Consider the following 24216-nt stretch of genomic DNA (forward strand, 5'->3'; position numbering starts at 1 on the left):
GAGGCTTTTTTAATAAGTGAATTTGCAATATTATATATATTAATTAGTTACTTTAACATTAATAGCGCATGGACCTTTTGGACCTTCACCTAATTCGTATTCTACTTTGTCACCATCATTAGGTTCTCCACCTTGAACTGATGAAATGTGAAAGAAAAGATCTCCACCATCATCTTTTGTGATGAAACCGAAACCCTTTGTTGAATTGTAGAACTTAACTGTACCTGTACTCATTTTAATAAACCTCTTAAAAAAATTGTTTTTGTTAAGATAATTTTACCCTACAAGTAGCCAAATACCTACGAAAAAAGGAAAAAAAATTTATTTTGCTGTCCATTGTCAGTTTTGTGAAAAAGCCTCTTTAAGTTTCACTTCTAACTCTTTGATTTTAAATGATTCTTTTTTTGACTTTGTGCCCCATATAGCTCCGGGCCACGCTCTATCACTAGAGTAACGAGCGATAATATGAACATGTAATTGCGCAACTATATTCCCTAGAGCGCCAATATTTATCTTCTCAGGCCCAAAATTCTTATCAAAAAATAATGAAACCTCGTTAATTTCATCCATCAATTGTATTTGATCCTGACGTGATAATTCATGCACTTCTCTTATGTCTTCAAGACGTGGAATTAAAACGGCCCATGGGTTTTCAGTATCGGGAAGAAGCATGAGCTTACAAAGCTTTAAGTCACAAATCTCTACTAAGTCTTTCTTTAAAGTTGGGTGTAAACTAAACATTGAGTTTTCCTTTTATCGACTTCGCAACTTGAAAAGCTGTCGAAAAGCATCCTTGTAAGAGATATCCTCCAGTAGGTGCTTCAAAGTCTAACATCTCACCTATAAAGTAATATCGATCATTAATTTTCATACTTAGGTCTTCGTTTAATGAAGAAAAACAAACTCCACCAGATGTTGAAATGGCCTCATCCATTGGACGAGTTCTTCGAGCAGTAATTAAACAGTCCTTAATAACATGTGCAAGATATTCCTTATCAACTTGTGCCTTCTTGCGATCAAGAACTTCATACAAAAGAGCAAGTGCCACTTTATCTAAACCTAATCCTTTCCTTAATCGATTTGTAAGAGAGTCTTTTCCCCTCTTAGTAACTTTCTCAAGGACTTCTTTAAAAGTGAGATCAGGCTTTAGGTCAATACTAATGACTCCTTCACCTACTTCATCAATTTCATCACGAACAAAGTTAGAGATAGCATAGATAGCGCCACCTTCTAGGCCATATGGAGTTAGCATAATCTCACCTCGAGCAGACTCTCCTCGACTAGTCACAATGACATTCTTTACAAAGCCTCGGTCAACTTTTTCTAAAAAGTGCGATGACCATTCAACTTCAAAGCCACAATTCATGGCCTTTAGCTTACGGGTTTCAACTCCAAGTTTTTCGATATAATCGATCCACTTACCATCACTACCTGTCTTTTTCCAACTTCCGCCTCCAAGAGCGAAAATATAATAATCAGCTCTAACTATTTTTTGGGCATGCTCATGACGAAAGACAAGATCGCCATCATCAAGAATATATTCTAATTCGTGTTTTAAATGGAGATGAAAATTAGGATGATCTTTTAGGGCCTTCATCCATTGATAGAGAATATCAGCGGCCTTCATTTTCTTTGGAAAAATACGTCCGCTTGAACCAATAAACGTTTCTGTACCAAGCTCTTTTGCCCAATTAACAAGATCCATCGGAGTAAAGTCTTCAATATACTTTTTAAATCGCGCTTCATTAACACCATAGCGCTTAACAAAGCTTGATAACTCTTCACCATGGGTAAGATTTAAGCCGCTATTTCCAGCAACTAAGAACTTCTTTCCAACTCCACCTGTTTTTTCATAGAGGTGAACTTCAATATTATTTTTTAACAGCTCATATGCGCAGAAGAGGCCGGCCGGGCCTCCTCCAACGATGGCAACCTTTACTTGTTTTGACATGTTCAAATTTTAACATGCTAGCAAGTGACAGGAAAGTTATGCAGCTTTTGAGGAAATTGTATCCATATCAATTTTATATCTCAAAGCCTCGATTAATCGATCAATCTTATCTTCAGAGATGGGCTCATGTTTACGAGAATCATTAATTAGGTCATTCCAAGCAACCACATGGTCAATGACATCCAGATCAACATCACTTAATTTAATAAGTGCCATTGGCCAATTCTCAAAACTTCTGTGCTCAATCTCACGATCTGATAAGAGATTAACATTTTGATGTCTAGGATCGAGAATAATCTTATTATAGGTATAGATAACGTCTTCTTTTTTTCCTTCAATCACTTGAAAGAAGAAACCGCCGTTGTACATGAGAACACCGGTGACATCACGGGCATTATTATTTCGAAAGGATGCAGAAGTAATTTTATTCAAGTCGCGTTCTGCCTCAAATTCACTAGTCTTCTCACTAATGTAGATAATTTGATATTCATTACTCATTATGAACCACCTTGCTCGTCTATTTCTTCCATTATAGATGTCCAAATAGATTCTTTTGAAGACAAGAATACTTAAATTGCTACTTAATAATGAATCTATTCAATGCTTGATTTTTGATACTTCAAAAAGAACTTGAGCATTTTTTTGTAAAAACGATACCGCAGCAGCTCGATATGCCTTCCTCTTCTAACGGTTGCTAATTTCACAGTTGCTTGGTTTTCACAGTTGCTAAAGGTTTCAACTCTTGTTTCTTTGCCCCAAATAAACAAGCTCGCATTTGTTCTTTTCTGATCCCCTTGCATGTCACATCGATTATGATAAAGCCATCGCTCAACAGCTTGCCTTGCTCCAATATGGCCAAAGTCATACTCAGGCATATAATCCTTTCCTGCATACGGAATTGATTTATCCTTGGTACCATGAATATGAAAAATAGGAATCGCACTGGCCTGTGGACATGGATCCTGCTCAACGATGATTTCTCCATTTTCATCTCGAAGATCTAGAGATGCTCCCAAGGTGCCAACGGCCGTTACATAATTGGGATAAGTACAGGCCATCTTATAGGCAAAGAAGCCGCCGTTTGAATGGCCAAAGTAATAAATTCTTCTGGTATCCACTCGATTAAAGTCTGGATGTGAAGCTATATAGTCGATAAGATTTTTCATATAGAGCGTATCATCCACTCCAGTTTCGTAGAAATCACAACAGAAATTTCCACCATTCCAAAATGTATTACCGTCGCGATCAGTTCTCCCTTGAGGAGTAAGAATCATAAACCCAAGAATATCTTTATAAATCGAAAGTCTCGTTAGTATATACTGGAGAAAGATATTACCGGTATAGCCATGTATATTGACCACAAGTGGCCATTTTTCCCTTTCTTTATATCGTCTTGGTAGCTCTAGAAGGGCCTTTGGGTGGCCATCTTTTGATATCTTTATATAGTGAGTTGTCTTAATTGCCTTAAAGCGATGATGCTTTGAGTAATAGTCTGATGGACCAGCGTAAGCATTTAAAGCAATAAGAAGGAACGCCACAATTGTGGCCCAAGCTTTCATGACAGACTCCTTTAATGAGACAAATTTTATCACAATCAAAAAAATCTTTTGATGAAGTTAGTTGCCTTTGGCCCTAAAATAATTTTGCTTTAAGAACCAAGTAAATCCGTAGACTAAACGCATTAAATATATTAAGCTATGCCTCGTTAAGCATCTATTTAAAATGAAGGACAATTTATGATTTCAACTTCCAATGTTGGTTTAAGCTTTGGTGGAAAGAAGCTATTTGAAGACGTTAATATTAAGTTTACTCCAGGTAATTGCTACGGGCTAATTGGTGCCAATGGTGCTGGAAAATCAACGTTTATTAAAATTCTTTCAGGAGAAATTGAGCCTAATAACGGTACAGTTAATATCACTCCAGGTGAGCGCCTCTCAATTCTTAAGCAGGATCACTTTGCATATGAAGAAGAACAAGTTCTTCAAGCTGTTCTTATGGGTAACGAAAAGCTTTACTCAATTATGAAAGAAAAAGATGCCATCTACATGAAAGAAGACTTTAGTGATGAAGATGGAATGAAGGCAGCAGAGCTTGAAAGTGAATTTGCTGAAATGAATGGTTACGAAGCAGAATCTGAAGCAGGTATCCTTCTTTCTGGTCTAGGGATCGGAACTGAATACCATTATAAGACGATGAAAGAACTTACTGGTCCAGAAAAAGTAAAGGTCTTACTTGCTCAAGCATTATTTGGATCTCCAGATATTCTTCTTCTGGATGAGCCGACAAACAACCTTGATATCAAGGCCATTCAGTGGCTTGAGAACTTCCTATTAAATTATGAAAAGACTGTGATCGTTGTATCCCACGATCGTCACTTCTTAAATAAAGTCTGTACACACATTGCAGATATCGACTTTGGTAAAATCACAACTTACGCTGGAAACTATGACTTCTGGAGAAAGTCTTCAGAGATTGCAGCAAAGCTTCGTGCCGATCAGAATAAGAAAGCAGAAGAGAAGGCAAAAGAGCTTAAGGCCTTTATTCAACGATTCTCTGCCAATGCTTCTAAGTCTTCTCAGGCGACTTCTCGTCAAAAGCAATTAGAAAGACTAGAGCTAAACGATCTTCCAAAATCAACTCGTAAGTATCCATTTGTTCATTTTGAACCAAAGCGTGAAGCTGGAAAAGAGATCCTACGAGTTAATAATATTTCTAAGACAATTGATGGTGTTAAGCTGCTTGATAATATTTCATTTATGCTCAATAAAGATGACAAGATTGTTCTTCTTGGTGAGAACGATGTTGCTAAGTCAACTCTTATGAAAATCCTTATGGGTGAAATGGAGCCGGATTCAGGTGACGTTGAATGGGGTGTGACAATAACGAAGTCATACTTCCCAAAAGATAACTCAAGCTACTTCATGGATGGAAAGAATGATCTTGTGAATTGGCTAAGACAATACTCTGAAGATAAGGATGAGACATTTATTCGCGGCTTCCTTGGTAAGATGCTTTTCTCAGGAGAGGAAGCTCTTAAAAAGACGAATGTTCTTTCAGGAGGAGAAAAAGTTCGTTGTATGATGTCTAAGCTTATGCTCTCAGGGGCAAACGTTCTTCTCGTTGATGGGCCAACGGATCACCTTGACCTAGAAAGTATCACATCAGTGAACGAAGGTTTCACTAGATTTAAAGGTAATCTAATCTTTACTTCTCATGACCACGAGTTCATCCAAACCGTTGCAAATCGTATCATCGACCTGGATCACGAAACAGGGAAGATGATCGAAGATAAGTACATCAGCTACGATGATTATCTAAAAACAAAAATTAAATAATTTGAAATACCAAGGCCTCTTAACTGAGGCCTTTTTGCTACTTAGTTCTCACTTTTGACTTTGTGCAATGTAAGAAATCCTTCCAAATACCTATAATATCGTAACAATAAATGTAAGAAAGTTAATTTAATCGGCCAAATAAAATTTTTATTTCAAATCTCCTTTTTCCCAAGCTAGAAGAAAGAATATTTTAATAAACTCTAGGGAGATTCTAAATGAGAAAATTAGTTCTTTTTGCTGTTCTCACAGCACTAACGGCCACAACATTTGCAGCTGGTAGACGTGATGACCGCGATCGTCGATCACGAGGAAATAGTGGAAAATACGACAATAGCCGTACACGTGGTAATAACCAATCAGATAGAAGTCGTTCAAGAAATACAAGAGATGACAGACGTTATGATAACTCAAGAACACGTAATGATCGTCGCTATGATGACTCTCGTACGAGAAGAACAGATGATAGAAGATACGACGATTCTCGCACAAGAAGAACGACTGATAGAAGATACGATGATTCTCGCACAAGAAGAACTGACGATAGAAGATACGATGATTCTCGCACAAGAAGAACGACTGATAGAAGATACGATGATTCTCGTACAAGAAGACCAGATCCAACAAGAGCATATCGTCGATATCGCCACACACCATATCGCGATCATGTAAGACACAATCGTCGTTGGTACACGACTCGTGACTACCACAGAACAATTAGACCAATTTACGTATATAACAACCGTTGGCTAAGAGTAAGAGTTTCATATAGTGATGGTTATTGGTATGGATCAGATTACCCATACTTCATTTATAATGGTTACCGTCACCGTTACAGTTCATATGATACATGTAATTACGAGTTAGTTGATAGCTATACTGATCACGTTGAGCAAACATTTTACTCATATACTTGTTCTGTTGGTTATGACATCTGTGCTGACCTTAGAGATGATCTAAATTACTACCAAAACGATTACCGTTATTTCTGTGCCGAAAGATATAACTGGTAAATTTCAATACTTACTCCAAGGCGGCCTTTATACCGGGCCGCCTTTACTTTCTTATAAAGCGATTAAAAGAAGCAAAAGAAATGATAATTGAAAGAACAATTATCAGCATACCAAAGCCAATAATTTCAACTCCACTAAAGATATAGCGCAGATCAAATTGTAATTCAGCAATTGCAAAAGTTACCAGTTGACCAAGGACAATACCCACTAAAACAGAGCTTATGGCCATCAATGCCATCTCTTTCATAACAGACTTTCTGATCTCACTAAATCGAATTCCAATTATATTTAAAAGAGAGATATCCTCTCTTCGTGACTCTAATTGATGTGAGATTAGAGAATAGATCACTAAGAGTCCAACTAAGAAAACAATGAAGCTCATAGTGACTAGAATCTTTGTGATACTCTCCATTATTGTTGCGATCCTCTTTAGAGAACTTTGAATATCGATAAGTGATACGTTTTGAAATTTAGCGGCGAAATTTGATTGTAGCTCATCATTTACAACGCCCTCACCTTTACCAACTGCTGCGATAAAAGTTTTTGGTGCATCCTCAAGAACACCAGGGCCAAAAGAGATAAAGAAGTTTGGAAGAAAGCTTGTCCAACGAATTGATCTAAGAGCAACAACCTTAGCTAGTATTGGCATTCCCAAAACATTGAATTCTAACTCATCACCTAAATCAACTCCAAGTCGATTTGCATATCGATACTCTAGGCCGACTTCTGCAACTTCATCAGTTTCAAAGTCGAACTTCTTAGGCAGGCGTCCTTCTATAATCTCCTCACCGCGTACGAGGTGATCACGATAACTTAGATTCGTGGAGCGGTTACGACTCCTTCTCTCTCTTTGTTCTTCCCTTGTAAGATCTTCTCCTTCACTAGGTTTATAACCTTCACCATTAATTTTAACAAGTCGTCCTCGAACGATTGGAGAGATATTTAAGAGCTCTAATTTATTTTCTTTAATAAAAGACTTTAAATCATCGACTTGTTCGGGTTGGATATCAAAAAGAAAATACACAGGTCTTTCTTCTGCGGGAAGCGAAAGCTCTGCACTTAGAATGTTTTTCACCGATGGGATGAGAGTCATAAGTGAAGTCGATATAAATAGGCACAGAAAAATAAATAAAGTGGAAATCTTATGTCGAGTTACATACTTATAGGCCATACTTGATGAGAGATTAAGATTTAATCTAAGTTTACCAAGCCTATCTAAGATAAAGCTTCCCAACGGAAAGAATATACCGACAATAACAAGGAAGACGGCGATAAATGCACTTCCAACTTTTATACTTTCACTTAAGTAAATGGCCATTACCCAGTAAAAAAGAATAATTGGAATATATAATAAATAATCATAAATATTACGTGAAAGCGTTGTATCGTGATCAAATAGTGCCTTCTGGTCTAGTCTTAAATAAGGAATAATTAAAGCTGGAGCTAAGACAATTGTTGAAGCAACACCAACGGCCATTGTGACGAAGAATGTTGTTAATTCAAATTGCAATTTAATATCAATACCTAGGTTCTTACTAACCATAGTCTGAATAACAGGACTAAAGGCCGAACCAATTGTAATACCTAATAGAGAACCAATAAGACCTAGAAAGAAAAGCTTTAATGTATAGATTTTAAAGATATCTTTCTTACGCATTCCTATGAAACTTAGGATAGCAAGGTCTTTTCTACGTTTTAATAAGAAGCCTCTAAAAAGGTAGATTAGGCCAAGTCCTGCTAGAAAAAGACCACAAAGAGATACTAGGCCAAGAAAGTCTCCCAGATAATCCATCGATCGACCGACTCTTTGGGAATTAGACTGTGGTGATCTCACTCGAATGGATGAGTCCACAATTTTACTTTCTAAATTCTTTTCGACTTCTCTTAAATTCTTATCTGAGAGTTCACCTGCAATTTTAAAATGAACACTTCTCCAAATTGTACTCCCAGGCTTAATTAGCTGGGTTGAATTTAAAACTTCATTTTTAAGATATAATCTCGGGGCAAGCTGCCCCATCGAAAATCCGGCCGCGCCATCCTCTTCTACAATTCCTGCGACAACAAAGGACTTCTCCCCTATTTTTACATTATCACCAACTTCTAAACCTAGTTGCCCAACAAGCTCTGGATAAATAAAAACTTCATTATCTTTTATATCTTTAAAGTGTTTTCCACTTTTTGCAATGATATCTCCATAAAATGGAAAGCCTGCACCAAGTCCTCTAACATTAACTAAACGAGACTTATCACCGTTAAAGAGCATGGAATAAAGAGAGCGATTCTTAGTCATCTCAGTATAATCGAGATTTTCCTTGGCCGTATCAAGACTGTCTTTTGTGATGGCAATTCTTGAACTAATAGAAATATCAGAACCAAGAAGAGTTTTAGACTTTGCACTTAAAGCATTATCAAAAGAAGATTTAAATACTTCAATTGTTGAAAGCCCAACCATTCCAATTGATAAATTTAAAATAAAAATAAGAAAGAATACAGGAGAGCTTCTTAGCTCTCGCATTACCATTTTAATCTTCAAGACTAAGAACTCCATTCTCAAGATGATATATTTTTTCACATCTCTTAGCTAAGTCCTTATCGTGAGTCACAAGAACAAGACTCATTCTTTCATCGCGAACGATATCAAATATAAGATCCATAACTTCACCACCTGTATTCTCATCAAGAGAGCCACTTGGTTCATCGGCCAATAAAACACCAGGATGAGTAACGAGAGCTCGGGCAATAGCAATCCTTTGCTTTTCTCCGCCACTTAGTTGGTTTGGAAAGTGACTTTTTCGATGAGACATTCCGACTTTTTCTAAGAAGTAGTCCACTCGCTCACTTTTATCACTATTACCATTGACCTCTAAAGGTAGCAGAACATTTTCATATGCGTTTAGATGTTCTAATAGGTGAAATTGTTGAAATACAACACCAATATGTTTTGCTCGAAGATCAGTTATCTCTTCACTATTTAAGTTCTTGAGAGAATTAGAACGATAAGAAATATTGCCGGAAGTTGCATCATCAATTCCACACAGTAGTGAAAGCAGAGTTGATTTTCCACTTCCTGACTTACCTAGAATGGCAATGGTTTCCCCTTCACTAACATTTAGGTCAACGCCCTTTAGAACGTTTAATACTTCTTCCCCTTGAGAAAAGTCTTTTTTTACTTCATCTAAAGTTAAAACAATTTCAGTCATTAAAGTGCTCCCTTAATAAATGGGGCAACAGTTTTTGCAATGATCTTATGCCCTTCTTCATTTGGATGAATTCCATCATCTAAATTTAGATTTCTTTGTCCTGCTACGTCTTTTAAGAGAAAAGGAAGTAAGGTTACTCCTTCTTCTTTTTTTAAATCAGGAAACATTTTCTTAAACTCTTTTGTATACTCAGGCCCATAATTTGGTGGGATCTGCATTCCTGCAAGAATCACTTTTACACCTTTTGATTTTGCTAACTTAATGGCCTTTTTAAGATTATCTTTTGTCGAGTGAAGTTTAATTCCTCTTAGACCGTCATTTGCACCAAGAGCTAATAACATCACATCTGGCTTACCTCGTAGTGACCACTTTAGACGGGAAACAGCTGAAGCTGAAGTTGAGCCACTGATACTAGCATTCATAACAGTGATCTCAATCCCTTCTTTCTTTAGAATATCTCTAACCAGATTTGGATAGGCTTTTTCCGGATCAATTCCATAACCAGCAGTTAGAGAATCTCCTAGAAATAAGACTTTATTTGATGCAAGTGCACTAAAGCTGATTAATAGAACTAATAATAATTTATTCATATAAAACCCCATTTTAAATATTCTATGGCATCACAGCAAAAATAGCGAAGTTCATTTCGCTTTTTTACAAAGATTTAACATTGCAGCTTTTAAAGCTTTGCCGACCCTTTTTGATCAGTTAAACTATAGTAGTGAGTCAGGGAATAGAAATACTTCAAAATATATTCAAATATGATGCGTTTCGCGGCAAACAGGAGCAAATTGTGGAAAGCGTTATCGCTGGAAACAACGCACTGGTCCTAATGCCAACAGGTGGCGGTAAGTCATTATGCTATCAGATTCCTGCCTTGGCCCGCTTTGGCACGGCCATTGTAATCTCTCCTCTTATCGCTTTGATGAAAGATCAAGTCGATGCACTTATCGAAAAAGGTGTTGAAGCTGCTTATCTTAATTCATCAATATCTCATAGTGAACAAGATGATATTGTTGGTAATCTTCTAAATGGAAATATTAAAATTCTCTACGTCTCACCTGAGCGTATGATGAATGAATACTTTCAACGTATCCTAGAGCGAGTTGAGATTTCTCTCTTTGCAATTGATGAGGCCCACTGTGTTTCTCAATGGGGCCATGATTTCAGACCTGAGTATATGCAACTTGGAATGATTACAAAGAAATTCCCAGATGTTCCAAGAATGGCCTTAACTGCAACTGCGGGAGAGGCAACTCGCGGAGAAATTATCCGCTGTCTAAACCTTCATGGTGCAGGTATATTCATTAGCTCATTTGATCGTCCTAATATCACTTACGCCGTTAATAAGAAAACCACAAAAGAAAAAGACTTTTATAAGCTTGAAGAATTCATTAGTGAAAATCTCAATGGCCAATCTGGTATCGTTTACTGCCTCTCTCGCCGTGGTGTTGAAGAATGTGCAGATAAACTTGTTAAGGCGGGCTTTAAGGCCTATGCCTATCATGCCGGGATGAGTGCGCCTTACAGAGAAAAAGTGCAAGAAAAGTTTATTAACGATAGTAACGTCATCGTTGTAGCAACCATTGCATTTGGAATGGGAATTGATAAAGCAGACGTTCGTTTTGTTGCCCATATGGATATGCCAAAATGTCTTGAATCATACTACCAAGAAACAGGACGAGCTGGACGTGATGGACTTCCTTCAAAAGTCCTTATGTTCTATGGACTAAGAGACCTTGTTCTTCTTAAACGAATTGCCACTAAAGGCGTAAGCTCTGCTGCTAGAAGACGAGTTACAGAAGAAAAACTTGATGCAATCCTAGGCTTTAGTGAAGCAACAACTTGTCGTAGAGAGGTCCTTCTAAACTATTTTAATGATCCATACATTGGCCCATGTGGAAATTGTGATATTTGCTTAAACGATCAGACGAAACATAAGCGTATCAATGCAACAGAACTAGCTAAGGCAGTTCTTACTTGTGTTTATGAAACAGATCAACGCTACAACGTTCATTATATTGTAGATGTTCTTAAAGGTAATATCTCGGGAGTTATACAAAAGAATGGCCACCACCATATAACAAGTTTTTCTTATGCATCTAATGAAGATGAAGGCTTTCTCTATTCGCTTTGTCGCCAACTCATTGCTCAAGGCCATCTTAAGATGATCATGGATGGAACCTCTCAGATAAAACTCACTCAATCTGCCATTGAAGTCATCGAAGGCCGAAAAGAGGTCTTTATTCGTGCAGATTTTAAAAAAGGTGCGCCAGCTGCAAAAGTAAAAGCAGCAAAGAAAGCAGCTAAGGCAACAAAGAAAAAAACGACGAAAAAGAAAACGACTCGCAAAAAGTCTGCAGCAACTTATAAGCCTAACGACGGAACAGATAAAACTCTTTATGAGAACTTAAGAGTCCTGCGCTCCAAGCTTGCCAAGCAAAAACGCACTCAAGCCTTCAAGATCTTTCCAGATAAGACACTAATGGAGATGGCCGCGCAACGTCCACAAACCCTCACCGACCTAGAAGATATCTATGGTGTTGGGCCAAAGAAATTAAAGAGATTTGGAAAAATCTTTTTAGAAGCGGTTAATAGCGATTCTTAAATCTTACAATTAGAGACGGCTTTATATGGAGATTTCCGCGACGGTAATCAATGAATTTTGCACGCATAAGATTCTTAATGGCGTGAGAAAAGTCTTGATCACCAAGAGCAAACTCCTTGTACTGCGGCTGAGTCCAAAGACTTTTAAGTTCATCATGGAGATCTTTTTCTCTCTTTCTAAACTTTCCAAGATCCCTTAAGTGATAAATAATGAAAAGCTCTTCATCATCTAATTCAAAGCCTAACTCGTCAGTAATAGCACGAAGAACATGAGTTCCTGCAAGATACTTCTTATCTTTACCAAATTCATTTTGAAAATTAGGCATTCCTTTAAAGAATTCATCGAGTTTAAAAACCATATTATTGTACATTGCGTACGTACTCTTAGACGAATCGTTAGAGACGTGGATAAGCTTAGGTAAGAATTCAGCAAATTGCTGATGCTTCTTAAACTCAATTTTTTCTAAGATATTTTCAAATGCTTCTGATAATTCATCCATAGCGTCATTTTTAGCACAAAAGATCTGAAGATTCTATTGTGAAATACCTCGTACTTTATAATCTTTTCTAGGTTTTGAGCGCCAATTGAATTCTTTTTCACCTGAAGATCGCGAATTATTATAGACATCTTGAGCTGAATAAGAGTTATTAAGCATACATGCATTTAATTGAGCAACACGATCACAGCTTGCTTTAACTTTACTATCGTACTTCTGCTTCACTGTTGTGGCCATATTTGCTCGGCGATAACTATCACCTTCTGCATATTGAGTAATAAGATGCTTTTTGCCTGGAAAAATTTCATCTTTATAAATATCAAAGACTAGAGACTCACATGTTACATCTTTTAACTCTCTTTCAATTTGAGGAAAGTAATTCTTGAGATTGGCAGCTGAAGTCATTCTAAAACCGCCCTCATCATCACGACCTTCAAAATATGAAATATTACTGTAAACATCTTCAATTCCAGCAGATTCATTTTCACATGCGACTATTTTTTCATCTACTTTTGAAAGTAGTTTTTCAAAATTTTTCTTAGTGACTTCCTTATTTTCATCTGAGCAGGATACACACCACTCTCTCTCAGCAAAGTCAGAGTTTAAGTATAGTAGTGTTGCTAACATCGCATTTTCTAAACCTGTATTTGCATCTGCAAATGCAGGACTTACAATAAGATCTAGGATTGTTACCCTCTTTTGTGTATTAACCTTATCCTTAAGCTTATTAAATGCTTGATTAAAGCTTAATTTCTCAAACTCATAGGCCCTACCATTGACAAGGATTTCATTTTTAACAAGTGTTGCAATCGAATATTGAATCTTATGTTCACCTACTTGAATTGTTGCAATACCTTCTTCAATTTTTGCCTCTGGTAATTTCTTTATACCAACTTTCTTGGCCCAACGATAAAACTTATGTTGTTCTTTAACGTCTTTGAAAGAAGTTGCAAATGTCTCAGGATCGAGACGATTATCATTATATGTATCAGTAATATCAAGGAAGCGTTGATAGAAGTTTTCAAGAGCATACTCTTTGATAATGGCCTGAGCATTATATTCTTCTTTTTCAACAATCATTTTTGATTGAGCGGGTATTGAAACTAATGAAATTAGTGTAAATGTCGCAATAAATGATTTCCTCATATAATTCTCCCATTACACTTAACGGAGTAATTATATCAGAAATTAAATATTTATCTTATATTGATAATGATATTAAGGACTTGACCAACTTAAGAAGCTAAGTTGGTCAAATTTGTGCCAATTAGAGTTGGAAAGACATATTAAAAATAAATGCGCTGGAGCATTTAAAAACACCTTTTAGGTCCTTTCCACAATCCATGGCCGACACTTCATAATCCATGGCAAAACTTAAATCCTGAGTATTCATATTAAGGCCTTTGGCCAAAGAGATTCCTTGTTCGTCAAGGACAGGCTTTAAAAAGGCTTCTAAGTCTTTAGAAAGTACAGAAAATGATTTTATCTCACCTTTTTCATCCTTAGTGATAATTGCATTTACATTGGCATCCAGATCATTTTCTTTGCTACTAATATTAATCTTCTTATCGGAAAGAATTTTAATTATGAATGAATTGCTTCCCACATCAGTTGGGATACCTTGAGAAATTTCATTTCGTTTACCATTAACACTAACCATCATGTCGAAGTCACCATCAATGATAGAATTAGTACCCGTGTAAGTCGTCCCATTGACAACATACTCATCAATACCTTTTAAAAGTATTGTTGCTTCGATTCCGTTATCAAATAGCTTCTTAGAAGTATCAACGTTATTGATAATATCTTCGTATTTATAACCTTCTTTTAGTGCCATAGTCATAGCTGTCGAACACGAATCGACTTGAGCAAGATCAGCAGTGCTAATTCTGGCCGCTGCAACAACAGAGCCATCAAGTGCCTTTGCAAAGTTTCGTGCTTCATACTTACTTGAGAAGCGACAACTTGATAGTCCCTCTATATTAGAAAGGCTGGCCGAAGCTGATAGATTCAAAAGTGCAAGTAATGCAATAATTGAAATTTTCCTCATTTTCTCCCCTATTAAATATTTGAGAATAAATTATCATTTATTGAATAAAATATTCTAAAATTGAAAAATTTAAAGCTAGTGAACTAAGATTAAACACCATATTGTGACAGAATAAAGAAAGCCTTAAAACTTAAGATTTCTCTTAAATTTTAAGGCCTTATAGGTTATTGCGGACGCATTTTATGAATAAAGAGTCGATAGAGAGATGGTAAGACAATTAATGTTAAAATTGTTGCCGACAATATTCCCCCAACAACAACTGTTGCAAGAGGGCGCTGAACTTCGCCACCAAGTCCCGTTGAAAAAACCATTGGTAAAAAACCAAAGATATCAGTTAGGGCCGTCATTAGAACAGGCCTAAGTCTAATCATCGTCCCTTCTCGAACCACATCATCTGGAGACTTACCATCTTTTAGAAGGCGATTAAAGTAAGTCACAAGAACAACCCCATTTAAGATACTAATCCCACAAAGAGCAATAAAGCCCACTCCAGCTGAAATACTAAATGGTAGGCCAAGTAATTTAAGTGAAAGAACTCCACCAATTAAGGCCATTGGTGCGCATAAGAAAATAAGAAACACTTGTGCATAATTTCTAAAAGCACCATAGAGCATAACGAGAATTAGTAAAAGAGCTAGAGGAACAAGAATACTTAAGCGCTTCTTAGCAGAAATGAGATTCCTAAAACTTCCACCCCATTCAACATAGTAGCCATCAGGAAGGTTAAGCTTCTCAACTTCCTTAGATGCATTCTTTACAAAGTTTTCAATATCACGAGTTTTTGGATTGATAAGAATAGCAAGTCTTCGAACAGAGTTTTCACGATTCACAGAAGAATAGGTTTCAGAAAAATCAATATGGGCAACGTCACTTATTTTTACAGTATACCCATCTGAAATTCCGACAGGTAGATTGGAGATCGTTTCAACATCACGCCTTTCTTCACCAGAGAGTCTTGTGACAATTGGATACTTCTTAACACCATCATAAATGCTACCAACTTGAGCGCCACCAATGGCCGTTGAAATGACATCTAATACTGGTTTACTACTAACACCAAGTTTTGCAAGTTCATCGAGTTTAGGAGTGTATTGAATCATTGGAGACATTCCCTTTGATTCGACTTCTACTTCTCCTGCACCATCGACTTTCTTAATTGCGGACGCAACCTTATTTGCAACATCAGTTATGACGGCCAGATCTTCACCGTAGACCTTAGCTGAAACTTCAGATCGAGTCCCTTCAAGAATCTCATTAAAACGAAGTTCAACTGGTTGTGAAAACATCATCACTTGGGCCGGAATATTATTGGCCAAGGCCTTGCGAATCTCCTCCATCAAATCCTTCTTCGTTTTAATATCTCCTTTAGGCCACATACTTTTAGGATTTAGCATGACATAGGTGTCTGAGATATTAACTCCCATAGGATCAGTACTAATTTCACTTGCACCAGTACGGCCAAAAGCATTTTTAACATGAGGGAATTCTTTAATGACATCTTCACTTAAGCGTTGAAGTTTAATTGAGTTTTCAATACTGATATTTGCAGGACGAATAAATTGGACAGCAAAGTCTCCTTCATCAAGTTGTGGGATAAATTCTGATCCAAGAGAAGAAAAAAGTAAGACACCAAGAGCGATACTTGCTAATCCAAAACCAAGAACAACTTTTTTAAACCTTAATGCTAGATTTAAAATAGGCGCAAAAGACCGCTTTGCCATTGTCATAAGTCTTGGTTCCACATCTTTTGTATTTGAACTTAAGAACGTTGCGGCCAGGGCCGGAACAAGAGTGAATGAGAGAACAAGGGCACTTGCTAAGGCCATAATAAAAGTCATGGCCATAGGCCCAAACATCTTTCCTTCAATACCTGTTAAAGCAAAGAGAGGAATGAAAACGACGATAACGATGAGCTCACCAAAACCTGCAGCTGAGCGAATTTCGATAGCACTTTGAATCACAAGACTTTTAATCTCATCTCTTGATAAAGACCTTCCTAACTCCTTAGTTCGCTTTTGTAGACGATGAACACAATTTTCAATAACAATAACAGCACCATCAACAATAATACCAAAGTCTAAAGCACCAAGGCTCATGAGATTCCCTGAAACATTTTGCCAGTGCATTAGAATAAAAGTAATAAGAAGAGAAATTGGAATTGTTGCTGCGACAATGATAGCTGCTCTAAAATTTCCAACAAGAAGCATGAGAAAGGCCATGACAAGACCCGCTCCAACAATTAAGTTATGCTCGACAGTACTTAAAGTAGCATTAACCATGTCAGAACGATTATAGACAACTTCTAACTCCACCCATTCTGGTAAGTTCTTCTTAATCTCATCAATCTTATCTTTTAAGCGTAGAGAGACGGCACGAGAGTTTTCACCAAGAAGCATAAAGGCCGTCCCAAGAACAATTTCTTCACCATTATGAGTGGCAGCTCCGGTACGAATTTCTTTATCAAACTTAACGGCCGCAACATCCTTAACACGAATGATATCAAGCGATCCAAGTCTCTTAATCACAATATTTTCAATATCTGAAATTGATTTTAAAAGACCAACACCACGTACTAAGAGCTGCTCACCTGTTTGAGGAATATAGCCTCCCCCCACATTAAGATTCGTACTTTTGATGGCCTCCTCAATATCATCAAAGTGAATTCCGAAACGAGACATTTGATTGATATTAGGCTGGATGAAGTACTGCTTTTGATAACCACCAGTTGTGTTAACTTCCGTTACTCCCTTTACAGTGAGAAGTCTTGGTTTAATAAACCAGTCTTGAATTGAGCGAAGCTCCATTAAAGTAAGAAGCTCCTCCGATTCGTTAACATATTCTTTCTTAGATTTTAGAGAGTAATGAAAAATCTCTCCAAGACCAGTGGAAATCGGGCCCATTTCAGGCTTAATTCCTTGAGGAAGATCCAGGTTAACAAGTTTTTCTGACGTTAACTGACGGGCCTTGTAAATATCAGTCTCTTCACTAAAGATTACTGTAACTTGTGAGATTCCATACTTTGAAACTGAGCGTGTCTGTTCTACTCCAGGCATACCTGTTAAGGCCGACTCAATTGGGAAAGTCACCATTCGCTCAATTTCTTCGGGTGTTAGACCTTTAACTCCGGTATTAACTTGTACTTGAGTATTTGTTATATCTGGAACAGCATCAATTGCGAGTCGATCAAATGAATAGATCCCACCAATAATGAGAACAACCGTTGCGATAAAGACAAAGAGTCGATTGTGAACACTAAATTCAATAAGCTTATTAATTAAATTCATCTTATCCCCCCAATCCTAATGTGCGTGGCCATATTCAGACTTATCAGTTGAGAAGATATCGCTTATTCTAAGTAGCTCTATTCCTTCAATGACAATTTCATCTGAGGGTTTAAATGCAGTGGAAAAATCATGCTCATCAATAAGCTTATAAAAACCATTTCTTTTACGATAAAGAGCGCGCTCTTTTCCGATGATCACATATGATGACTTATTTAGATCACTTAAATTATAAGAAAAAGGAATGGTTTTAATCTTTAAGCGTGCTGTTGCTTGAGGTGAAAGCTTTAAGCCCAAGTGCTCGTCAATTTCTGTGATGGCCTTATTTTTTCCTGATTTTTCATTTCCGTGTCCATGATGATCGTCATGATCGTCATGATCGTCATGATCGTCATGATGTTCTCCATGCTCACCTTTGTGTTCACCATTGTGTTCTTCATGGTGGTCCTCGTGGTGATTATCGTGGTGATCGTCTCCACTAGCAAAAATGCTTAGAGAGAAGACTAAGACTATTAACTTAATATATTTCATATTCTTTCCTTTAAAATTGATCCGCGTAACAGATAGATATTCCATAAAGCTTCAACGGCTCCAAGTTCATAATCGTTACGACGATTAGTGAAATCAACGAGTTGCCTATGAGCCTCAATAACAAGGCCAGTAGAAATGACTCCTCGTTGAAAGAGAGTTTCAATACGCTTATGTTTCTTCTCAAGTGAACTTCTTGAAACCATACGCTGATAAACAGACTTATACCTCTTGTACTTGGCCAGCCAATTATTTAAGTCCATCTTTAAGTCAATTTCTTGATAGCGCATATTAAATTCGGCCCTCTTAACTTGGGCCAGACCTTTCGCTTTTGACCCATCATTGGTATTTAAAACAGGTATATCGAAAGTCAGACTTAATCCAAAAGCATGATCCTTTTGGTTATCGGCCTTTGCAAACTCATACATCGGCCCGATTTTTAAATCACTATAGGCATTAGACTTTGCCAGATCATAACTAGACCTTGCGGCCAAAAGCTTTGCCTTATTCTTTTGATACTCAGTACTTTCTTCTAAGTTAAGCTCGTGCATGGAAATATTCTTAAAACGAAATTCTCTTGGTAAAGAAGTTAGCCTAACACTACAACCTCCTCCTGCATTTAATTTCAAATGAGTTAAAAGCGTTGCTCTCTTAGCAGTTAATTCAGAAAGCTTTAGGTAGTAATCATCAATGGCAAGTGAAAGAGTTTCATATTCAACCTCCTGTGAAGGAGAGAGAGATTTCTTGATACGGCCCTTCTTCTTTAAAAGACTCTGTAGAGACTCATAAGCTTCTTTATAAATCGGTATCAATTCATTAATTTGTCTTAAGCGGTAAAGACTCAAAACATTTTCTAAAATAACATTCTCTTTGTTATTCTTTATTTCTAATTCACCCAGTACCATTTGATTTTTCGCAAGACTTTCACGGGCCCCACGCTTTCCACCAAGCTCAAATGTTTGAGTAACCTTAATCATGGAGTTTAATTCACCACTGCCACCAGAAACAATCTCAGATTCAAATTCTGGATTATAAACAGCATTAGCAGATTCAATTTCTCCTGCTAGAGACTCTCTTGTTGATTCGGCCAAGAGATTGACTTGATGGTTTTCTTTAATGAGCCTTAAGAACTCATTGGCGTCTTTAATCTGACAAGTACTCTTTGTAGCAAACACTACTTGTGAGAGTACAAGCGTTAAGACGCAAGTGTATAAGCATTTCATGCAACTATCCTTCTAATATTCTTTGATAAAAGTCGTGTTAAATTTAGTTAAGAATAAGAAGGTGGTTTTATTGTGGGATCTAGGAATGGAGACTTAAAGAAATTATCTCCAGAAGTTAATAATTGAGATTCAATTTTAACTGGCACATCTAACTGGTGTACTTGGTGTATATCGGCCACGAAATGGAGTCCTGTACAATGAATATGACAGTGGTCTGGGTTACTATCATGGCCATCGCAGTGATTAGCAGGAGTAATATCGTGTGAGGAATTAATTTTCTCTACTTTAACTTGTAGTTCAGTCATAACTTCGTGGGCCTCGTGAGAGAAGCTCACAAAAATCATGGCAATTGTGAATAGAGAAAGAAGAATTCTTAACATGATAAAAATATTAGCACGCAAATATTTGATAGTCTAGCCTCCAGTCTGCTTCCACTTCAAATTCTTTTTATCGAGTAGCGCCTTCACTTCTTCAAGTTTTTCACCATGAACTTCGATATAATCATTCTTATAAGCACCGCCTACACCTAGGGACTTCTTGCATTCTTTTGCTAGTTTTTGGCACCATTTCTTATTATTTGGAAGGCTTGAGATCTCCACAATAGCACGGCCCTTACCTGAGGTAAGTCGTCTAATACTTAGAACAAGTTCAGATTCGTTAACTTCTTCGTTGGCATTTTTATTTGAGTTCTTCTTTGAATTTTTTTGGCGTAAATCACCGGCCTCGTCAGACCATACTAATTTTGCATCTTTCAAGATTTATCCTTTTCAAACTTTTGTATTGCAATGCATGTTAACAAATTAAAGGACAAATGTGAATTTTATCTCAACGAGATCTCTGACAGAGGCAATCCAAATTGATGGATCTGGTATCTTTAACGCCTTAATTGATACATTTGAATGCCCTGAAATCAAGGTTTGTTTTTCATTATGACTTTCCCTCATAAAGATTTTAATTGGATACTCTTGCCCTCTAATTTTAATGATAGCAATATTTTCTTGATTAAACTTGATAGGACCTTTTAGAGAAACAATGATTTCAGGATACTTCTTAACAGTTAATGTCTCCTCATACATTTTTTCATTTCTTGCATCGTTATCAGTATCCAAGCTCATTGCCTTTATCCTAATAACAACATCTCGATATTGCCCTTTTTCCTCTTTATATACAATACTTCCTTCTTTAACGACACCATCAAAACTGGTTGTAATAAGCCCCGCCTTAGTGGACTCCATATGAAAGATGATTTTCTTATCTCCACTATGTGCACTGTCATAATCGTTATAATTTAAGCTCAGCTCCTTTGCATAAAGAGACTGAAAAAATAGAATTGTCATGAATCCAATAAGTATATTCTTCATATAAACCTCGATTTAAAAAATCATTTTCATTACACCACGAAATGGTGTGTAGATATTTCCAATAATGCCGATGAAAGCATCTCTTTTTTTCTGACTTAAATTAATAAAGGCCGCAACGATCTCAACAAGGAGCTTAGAACGAATGAGCCATTGAAATCCCTTATTAAGTCTTGTCTTTTCTTTAAAGTAGAGTTCTTTTTTTTGTTTATAATTCAGAAGGCCCTGCTCAAAACTCACAAGAGATGGGTAATCCTCTAAAGACTGCACTAACATATGGGCAGTCTTGATGGCATTAAAGATCCCTTCACCTGTAATAGGATCAACGAATCCAGCGGCATCACCTATTAAGGCGACATTTGTTTTTATGATATCGCTTACAGAGTGCTCGATAGGAAAACTGGTATGAACCTTTATCTCTTTTGTGATAGAGACTCCTATTTGATCTTTTATTTTATTAAGATAGAATTCAAACGTATCATTTGCCGAGCCGTATTTCTTTATATGCTTTGCCTGACACACAAGAGAGATATTAACTTCTTTGTCATTGATTGGATCAACACCAATATAGCAACCTTCATCAAAAATAAACATTTGTCCTTTTCGAGGAAGTTTTCTTTTACAAGGAAGCCAAGCATGTAGAGCAATATTCTTCTTTTCGTTTTCAAGCTTTAGATTAAGACTTTTAGCAACAAATGAATTTCTGCCATCAGCACCAATTAAGAGACGGCAATAAAACTCTCCTCCATCAAAAGTTTTAATCTGCCAGAAAGAACTATTAAATTTAATCTCGACAACTGTTGTTCCCATTTTTACTTGTGCCCCACTCTCCATTGCTTGAGAGAGGAGACGGTTATCAAAGACTTCACGATTAACACTGACTCCATAATTAGAACGGCCATGACTAGCTGGAAAATTTGAATCGACAACCGCTCCTTTCGGAGAATGGATAATCATTCCATTTAGATGTTTAAAGCCAGATAAGACATGATTTAAATCTAATTCTCTAAGGGATTTAACTCCTTCAGGACAAAGATATTCTCCACAAACCTTCCTCTTTATTTCTGATTGTCTTTCCAAAATTAAAATCTTATTTCCTTGTTTTGCCATAAGGTGTGAAAAGATGCACCCAGCTGGGCCGGCTCCAATAACAATTGCATCATAAATCATGACTTCCCCCAGTGTTAAAATCAGATCGTCCTAAGTAAAGAGTTGGTAGAACAAAGAGATCAAATATCATCCCACAAAGTAAAATAAATGAAAGATTGAGCCCAAATTCCTTTATTGGTAGAAAATCGTAGGCGCCAAATAAGAGGAATGCGACAATCAATGTAATTGAACTTGTTAAGACGGGTTTAACAATTGTCTCGAGGTATTCTTCCATGGAAAACTTATGACTACCTAGATAATGAAGAATATGGAATGTGCTATCCACCACAATTCCAAGACCTACACTATAAGTCATAACAGTAGCAATATTAAGTGACATATCACTAAGGTTTAAAAAACCAAGAGAGAGCCCTAAAGGTAGTGTATTAACGAGAATAAAAATAATAAATAACTTAAGCTCCTTAAGTGTTATCACTGCTATCAATGCCATAATGATAAGACTAATAAGAAAGCTTTTTGATAGCGTATGAACCATCTCTTTTTGAGAAATCATTAAATTATAATAAAGGCCATCAATTGTGTAATTCTGCCCTTTTAGAATCTGATGCACTTTTTTTATAAGACTTTCATACTTATCAACATTTAGAGGAGCACCGAGTAAAGTGATCTTATATTCGCCATCAATAGAATAGGCTTCCCTTAAGGCCTCTGGTGCTTTTGAATACAGCGTAGTATAGGCAAAACGATTTTCAGGTATTGAGAGGCTTCCACTATAGTCTTTATTAATTCTTTGAATCATCTGATTTCGTGAAAAGACCTTAAGACCTGTTACTTCTTTCAACTCATTTTCTAATTTAAGAATATGTTTTAAAGACTCATAGTCCTTTGTGTTAATACCAATTTCAACGATGGGCACTCCACCTGCAAGCTTCGTTACTTCTTCAAAACTTGCATGTATATCACTTTCTTTAGGAAAGTACTTTGTGGCATCAGTGATAACCTTCACATTATTTCCTCCCCAAATCCCTGCCAGGAGAGCAATTACAACAAGAGAAATAATCCCAAAAAAAGAAAGGCTCTTTTTAGGATAGAGTCTTAACTTATATTCTCGATCTCTACGGTAGTGAAGGAGCCCTTCAACAGATATTAGCCATATAATTGCTAAGATCGATGAGATAAGAATGAGAAAGCTACTGAGTAGACCAAAGCTTCTAATGACAAAAATCTCACTAATATATAAAGACAAGAAGCCTATAAAGGTTGTGATAAGCATTAAGACAATTGGCTTTAATTTTACTTTTAAGGCAAGCTTTAGGGATCCCATATCTCTTGCAGTAAAATAAAGATGTTGTCCAAGAGATAAAGTAATCACAAAAGTCATCAAGGGCACTATTGAATTCACCATATTCATATGATGAAAGAAATACTTAATGACACTAAGAGAGAGTATAGAAGAGAGGACACATGGAAAGAATAAGAGAATCGAATCTACGATATTTCTAATAAAGACAAAGAGTAGAAATAAAGAGAAGGCAAAGAGAAATGGAAAGATCTTTTCTTGCACGACCTCAGAAGACTTATCCAATTGGTAATTTGTATAGTCATGACCTGCACAATGAAAGCGAACTTGTTTCTCCACTTCCCTAACAATATTTTTTAACTGCCCCTTCTCCCCTTTATTAAAGACGATAAAGCCGACACTTTCTGAAGATGTTAACTCAAGACTTTTGAAGTCTCTTTCCTTTAATCTGTCTAAGTAGTCCTGGCGTTTCCTAACTAATTCATGTGGATAGAGAAAGTAACATTCATCATCACATGCCTCCTCTAGCTTCTTTCCAAATACCTCAAGATCTTCGTAGGTATTCACGGTAGGCATACCATGAGAGTAGATCACTAATGACTCGACTTCTGGAAAATCCTCTTGGAATTTTTCAAACTTTTCCATTCCTTCATCAGTTAGAAAGATAGATTCTGGATTCTTCTGGGCCAGCTCTCTTGTGTAAGAGAACATGGCACCAAAGGCTGCAAGAAAGATGAGAATGAGGGCGGCGCGATTGAAGTTCAAG

The 24216-nt window shown here is 36.8% G+C and carries 22 protein-coding genes; 3 read left to right on the forward strand and 19 right to left on the reverse strand.

The window, feature by feature from the left end; translation table 11 throughout:
* Positions 1–39 precede the first annotated feature (39 nt).
* The 5 genes from DAY19_RS07010 to DAY19_RS07030 all read right to left on the reverse strand — a co-directional run bounded on the left by DAY19_RS07010 (position 40) and on the right by DAY19_RS07030 (position 3510).
* The gene (locus DAY19_RS07010; protein ID WP_115360793.1) at positions 40–234 is read right to left on the reverse strand and encodes a cold-shock protein; all 195 of its coding nucleotides are present in this window, start codon (positions 232–234) and stop codon (positions 40–42) included.
* A 105-nt stretch (positions 235–339) separates the two neighbouring features.
* Positions 340–741 (reverse strand): HIT domain-containing protein, encoded by a 402-nt coding sequence (locus DAY19_RS07015; RefSeq protein ID WP_115360795.1) that lies wholly within the window; start codon positions 739–741, stop codon positions 340–342.
* Positions 734–1951: a BaiN/RdsA family NAD(P)/FAD-dependent oxidoreductase gene (locus DAY19_RS07020; RefSeq protein WP_115360797.1), complete on the reverse strand. Its 1218-nt coding sequence runs from the start codon at positions 1949–1951 to the stop codon at positions 734–736. The genes DAY19_RS07015 and DAY19_RS07020 overlap by 8 nt, the downstream gene beginning before the upstream one ends.
* A 36-nt stretch (positions 1952–1987) precedes the next feature.
* Entirely contained in the window at positions 1988–2449 is a 462-nt protein-coding gene (locus DAY19_RS07025) for a BLUF domain-containing protein (protein ID WP_115360799.1), read from the reverse strand.
* Between the two features lie 95 nt (positions 2450–2544).
* Positions 2545–3510: an alpha/beta hydrolase family esterase gene (locus tag DAY19_RS07030; RefSeq protein ID WP_115360802.1), complete on the reverse strand. Its 966-nt coding sequence runs from the start codon at positions 3508–3510 to the stop codon at positions 2545–2547.
* Positions 3511–3687: 177 nt separating this feature from the next.
* Here DAY19_RS07030 and DAY19_RS07035 point away from each other — a divergent pair, with 177 nt between their 5' ends.
* Together DAY19_RS07035 and DAY19_RS07040 are read left to right on the forward strand one after the other, a co-directional pair.
* Positions 3688–5286, forward strand: a complete 1599-nt coding sequence (locus DAY19_RS07035) for an ABC-F family ATP-binding cassette domain-containing protein (RefSeq protein ID WP_115360804.1) — start codon at positions 3688–3690, stop codon at positions 5284–5286.
* A gap of 215 nt (positions 5287–5501) precedes the next feature.
* A complete protein-coding gene (locus DAY19_RS07040) occupies positions 5502–6296 on the forward strand; it encodes a hypothetical protein (protein ID WP_115360806.1) in 795 nt (264 codons plus the stop codon).
* A 43-nt stretch (positions 6297–6339) separates the two neighbouring features.
* On the opposite strand, the gene DAY19_RS07045 is transcribed toward DAY19_RS07040, so the two are convergent.
* The 3 genes from DAY19_RS07045 to DAY19_RS07055 are packed head-to-tail and all read right to left on the reverse strand — an operon-like array spanning position 6340 to position 10086.
* Entirely contained in the window at positions 6340–8829 is a 2490-nt protein-coding gene (locus DAY19_RS07045; protein ID WP_158536824.1) for an ABC transporter permease, read from the reverse strand.
* A complete protein-coding gene (locus DAY19_RS07050) occupies positions 8819–9496 on the reverse strand; it encodes an ABC transporter ATP-binding protein (protein WP_199506625.1) in 678 nt (225 codons plus the stop codon). The genes DAY19_RS07045 and DAY19_RS07050 overlap by 11 nt, the downstream gene beginning before the upstream one ends.
* On the reverse strand, positions 9496–10086 hold the full coding sequence (locus DAY19_RS07055; protein ID WP_115360810.1) for an arylesterase: 591 nt from the start codon (positions 10084–10086) through the stop codon (positions 9496–9498). The genes DAY19_RS07050 and DAY19_RS07055 overlap by 1 nt, the downstream gene beginning before the upstream one ends.
* A gap of 131 nt (positions 10087–10217) precedes the next feature.
* Here DAY19_RS07055 and recQ point away from each other — a divergent pair, with 131 nt between their 5' ends.
* Complete coding sequence (recQ, locus tag DAY19_RS07060; protein WP_199506626.1) at positions 10218–12104, forward strand: DNA helicase RecQ; 1887 nt, start codon at positions 10218–10220, stop codon at positions 12102–12104.
* Here recQ and DAY19_RS07065 read toward each other — a convergent pair.
* From DAY19_RS07065 to DAY19_RS07115, 11 genes are all read right to left on the reverse strand, one after another.
* The gene (locus tag DAY19_RS07065; protein ID WP_115360814.1) at positions 12088–12603 is read right to left on the reverse strand and encodes a hypothetical protein; all 516 of its coding nucleotides are present in this window, start codon (positions 12601–12603) and stop codon (positions 12088–12090) included. The two genes, recQ and DAY19_RS07065, sit on opposite strands and share 17 nt — an antisense overlap.
* A gap of 33 nt (positions 12604–12636) precedes the next feature.
* Positions 12637–13746 carry a hypothetical protein gene (locus tag DAY19_RS07070; RefSeq protein WP_115360816.1) on the reverse strand — a complete coding sequence of 370 codons (1110 nt, stop codon included), beginning with the start codon at positions 13744–13746 and terminating at the stop codon, positions 12637–12639.
* 121 nt (positions 13747–13867) lie between these two features.
* Entirely contained in the window at positions 13868–14650 is a 783-nt protein-coding gene (locus DAY19_RS07075) for a hypothetical protein (RefSeq protein ID WP_115360818.1), read from the reverse strand.
* Positions 14651–14814: 164 nt separating this feature from the next.
* Positions 14815–17934, reverse strand: a complete 3120-nt coding sequence (locus tag DAY19_RS07080; RefSeq protein ID WP_115360820.1) for an efflux RND transporter permease subunit — start codon at positions 17932–17934, stop codon at positions 14815–14817.
* Between the two features lie 15 nt (positions 17935–17949).
* Positions 17950–18462, reverse strand: a complete 513-nt coding sequence (locus DAY19_RS07085) for a hypothetical protein (RefSeq protein ID WP_115360821.1) — start codon at positions 18460–18462, stop codon at positions 17950–17952.
* Complete coding sequence (locus tag DAY19_RS07090; protein ID WP_115360823.1) at positions 18459–19682, reverse strand: TolC family protein; 1224 nt, start codon at positions 19680–19682, stop codon at positions 18459–18461. The genes DAY19_RS07085 and DAY19_RS07090 overlap by 4 nt, the downstream gene beginning before the upstream one ends.
* 47 nt (positions 19683–19729) lie before the next feature.
* Entirely contained in the window at positions 19730–20062 is a 333-nt protein-coding gene (locus DAY19_RS07095) for a hypothetical protein (RefSeq protein WP_133296909.1), read from the reverse strand.
* Between the two features lie 33 nt (positions 20063–20095).
* Positions 20096–20437: an SUI1 family translation initiation factor gene (locus DAY19_RS07100; protein WP_158536825.1), complete on the reverse strand. Its 342-nt coding sequence runs from the start codon at positions 20435–20437 to the stop codon at positions 20096–20098.
* Between the two features lie 45 nt (positions 20438–20482).
* Positions 20483–21043 (reverse strand): YceI family protein, encoded by a 561-nt coding sequence (locus DAY19_RS07105; RefSeq protein WP_115360829.1) that lies wholly within the window; start codon positions 21041–21043, stop codon positions 20483–20485.
* Between the two features lie 12 nt (positions 21044–21055).
* Positions 21056–22210, reverse strand: coding sequence for an NAD(P)/FAD-dependent oxidoreductase (locus DAY19_RS07110; RefSeq protein ID WP_115360832.1), 1155 nt, complete (start codon positions 22208–22210; stop codon positions 21056–21058).
* Positions 22200–24215, reverse strand: a complete 2016-nt coding sequence (locus tag DAY19_RS07115) for an RND transporter family protein (RefSeq protein ID WP_115360833.1) — start codon at positions 24213–24215, stop codon at positions 22200–22202. The genes DAY19_RS07110 and DAY19_RS07115 overlap by 11 nt, the downstream gene beginning before the upstream one ends.
* Position 24216: the final 1 nt, after the last annotated feature.

Source organism: Halobacteriovorax vibrionivorans, from assembly GCF_003346865.1.
Lineage (GTDB): Bacteria > Bdellovibrionota > Bacteriovoracia > Bacteriovoracales > Bacteriovoracaceae > Halobacteriovorax_A > Halobacteriovorax_A vibrionivorans.

What these genes read in the sequence shown, in the direction of transcription:
- DAY19_RS07025 (WP_115360799.1), bottom strand. Translation starts at nt 2,449, where the DNA reads ATGAGTAATGAATATCAAATTATCTACATTAGTGAGAAGACTAGTGAA.
- DAY19_RS07015 (WP_115360795.1), bottom strand. Translation starts at nt 741, where the DNA reads ATGTTTAGTTTACACCCAACTTTAAAGAAAGACTTAGTAGAGATTTGT.
- DAY19_RS07105 (WP_115360829.1), bottom strand. Translation starts at nt 21,043, where the DNA reads ATGAAGAATATACTTATTGGATTCATGACAATTCTATTTTTTCAGTCT.
- DAY19_RS07090 (WP_115360823.1), bottom strand. Translation starts at nt 19,682, where the DNA reads ATGAAATGCTTATACACTTGCGTCTTAACGCTTGTACTCTCACAAGTA.
- DAY19_RS07085 (WP_115360821.1), bottom strand. Translation starts at nt 18,462, where the DNA reads ATGAAATATATTAAGTTAATAGTCTTAGTCTTCTCTCTAAGCATTTTT.
- DAY19_RS07020 (WP_115360797.1), bottom strand. Translation starts at nt 1,951, where the DNA reads ATGTCAAAACAAGTAAAGGTTGCCATCGTTGGAGGAGGCCCGGCCGGC.
- DAY19_RS07080 (WP_115360820.1), bottom strand. Translation starts at nt 17,934, where the DNA reads ATGAATTTAATTAATAAGCTTATTGAATTTAGTGTTCACAATCGACTC.
- DAY19_RS07010 (WP_115360793.1), bottom strand. Translation starts at nt 234, where the DNA reads ATGAGTACAGGTACAGTTAAGTTCTACAATTCAACAAAGGGTTTCGGT.
- DAY19_RS07055 (WP_115360810.1), bottom strand. Translation starts at nt 10,086, where the DNA reads ATGAATAAATTATTATTAGTTCTATTAATCAGCTTTAGTGCACTTGCA.
- DAY19_RS07075 (WP_115360818.1), bottom strand. Translation starts at nt 14,650, where the DNA reads ATGAGGAAAATTTCAATTATTGCATTACTTGCACTTTTGAATCTATCA.
- DAY19_RS07065 (WP_115360814.1), bottom strand. Translation starts at nt 12,603, where the DNA reads ATGGATGAATTATCAGAAGCATTTGAAAATATCTTAGAAAAAATTGAG.
- DAY19_RS07110 (WP_115360832.1), bottom strand. Translation starts at nt 22,210, where the DNA reads ATGATTTATGATGCAATTGTTATTGGAGCCGGCCCAGCTGGGTGCATC.
- DAY19_RS07095 (WP_133296909.1), bottom strand. Translation starts at nt 20,062, where the DNA reads ATGTTAAGAATTCTTCTTTCTCTATTCACAATTGCCATGATTTTTGTG.
- DAY19_RS07070 (WP_115360816.1), bottom strand. Translation starts at nt 13,746, where the DNA reads ATGAGGAAATCATTTATTGCGACATTTACACTAATTTCATTAGTTTCA.
- DAY19_RS07030 (WP_115360802.1), bottom strand. Translation starts at nt 3,510, where the DNA reads ATGAAAGCTTGGGCCACAATTGTGGCGTTCCTTCTTATTGCTTTAAAT.
- DAY19_RS07050 (WP_199506625.1), bottom strand. Translation starts at nt 9,496, where the DNA reads ATGACTGAAATTGTTTTAACTTTAGATGAAGTAAAAAAAGACTTTTCT.
- DAY19_RS07035 (WP_115360804.1), top strand. Translation starts at nt 3,688, where the DNA reads ATGATTTCAACTTCCAATGTTGGTTTAAGCTTTGGTGGAAAGAAGCTA.
- DAY19_RS07040 (WP_115360806.1), top strand. Translation starts at nt 5,502, where the DNA reads ATGAGAAAATTAGTTCTTTTTGCTGTTCTCACAGCACTAACGGCCACA.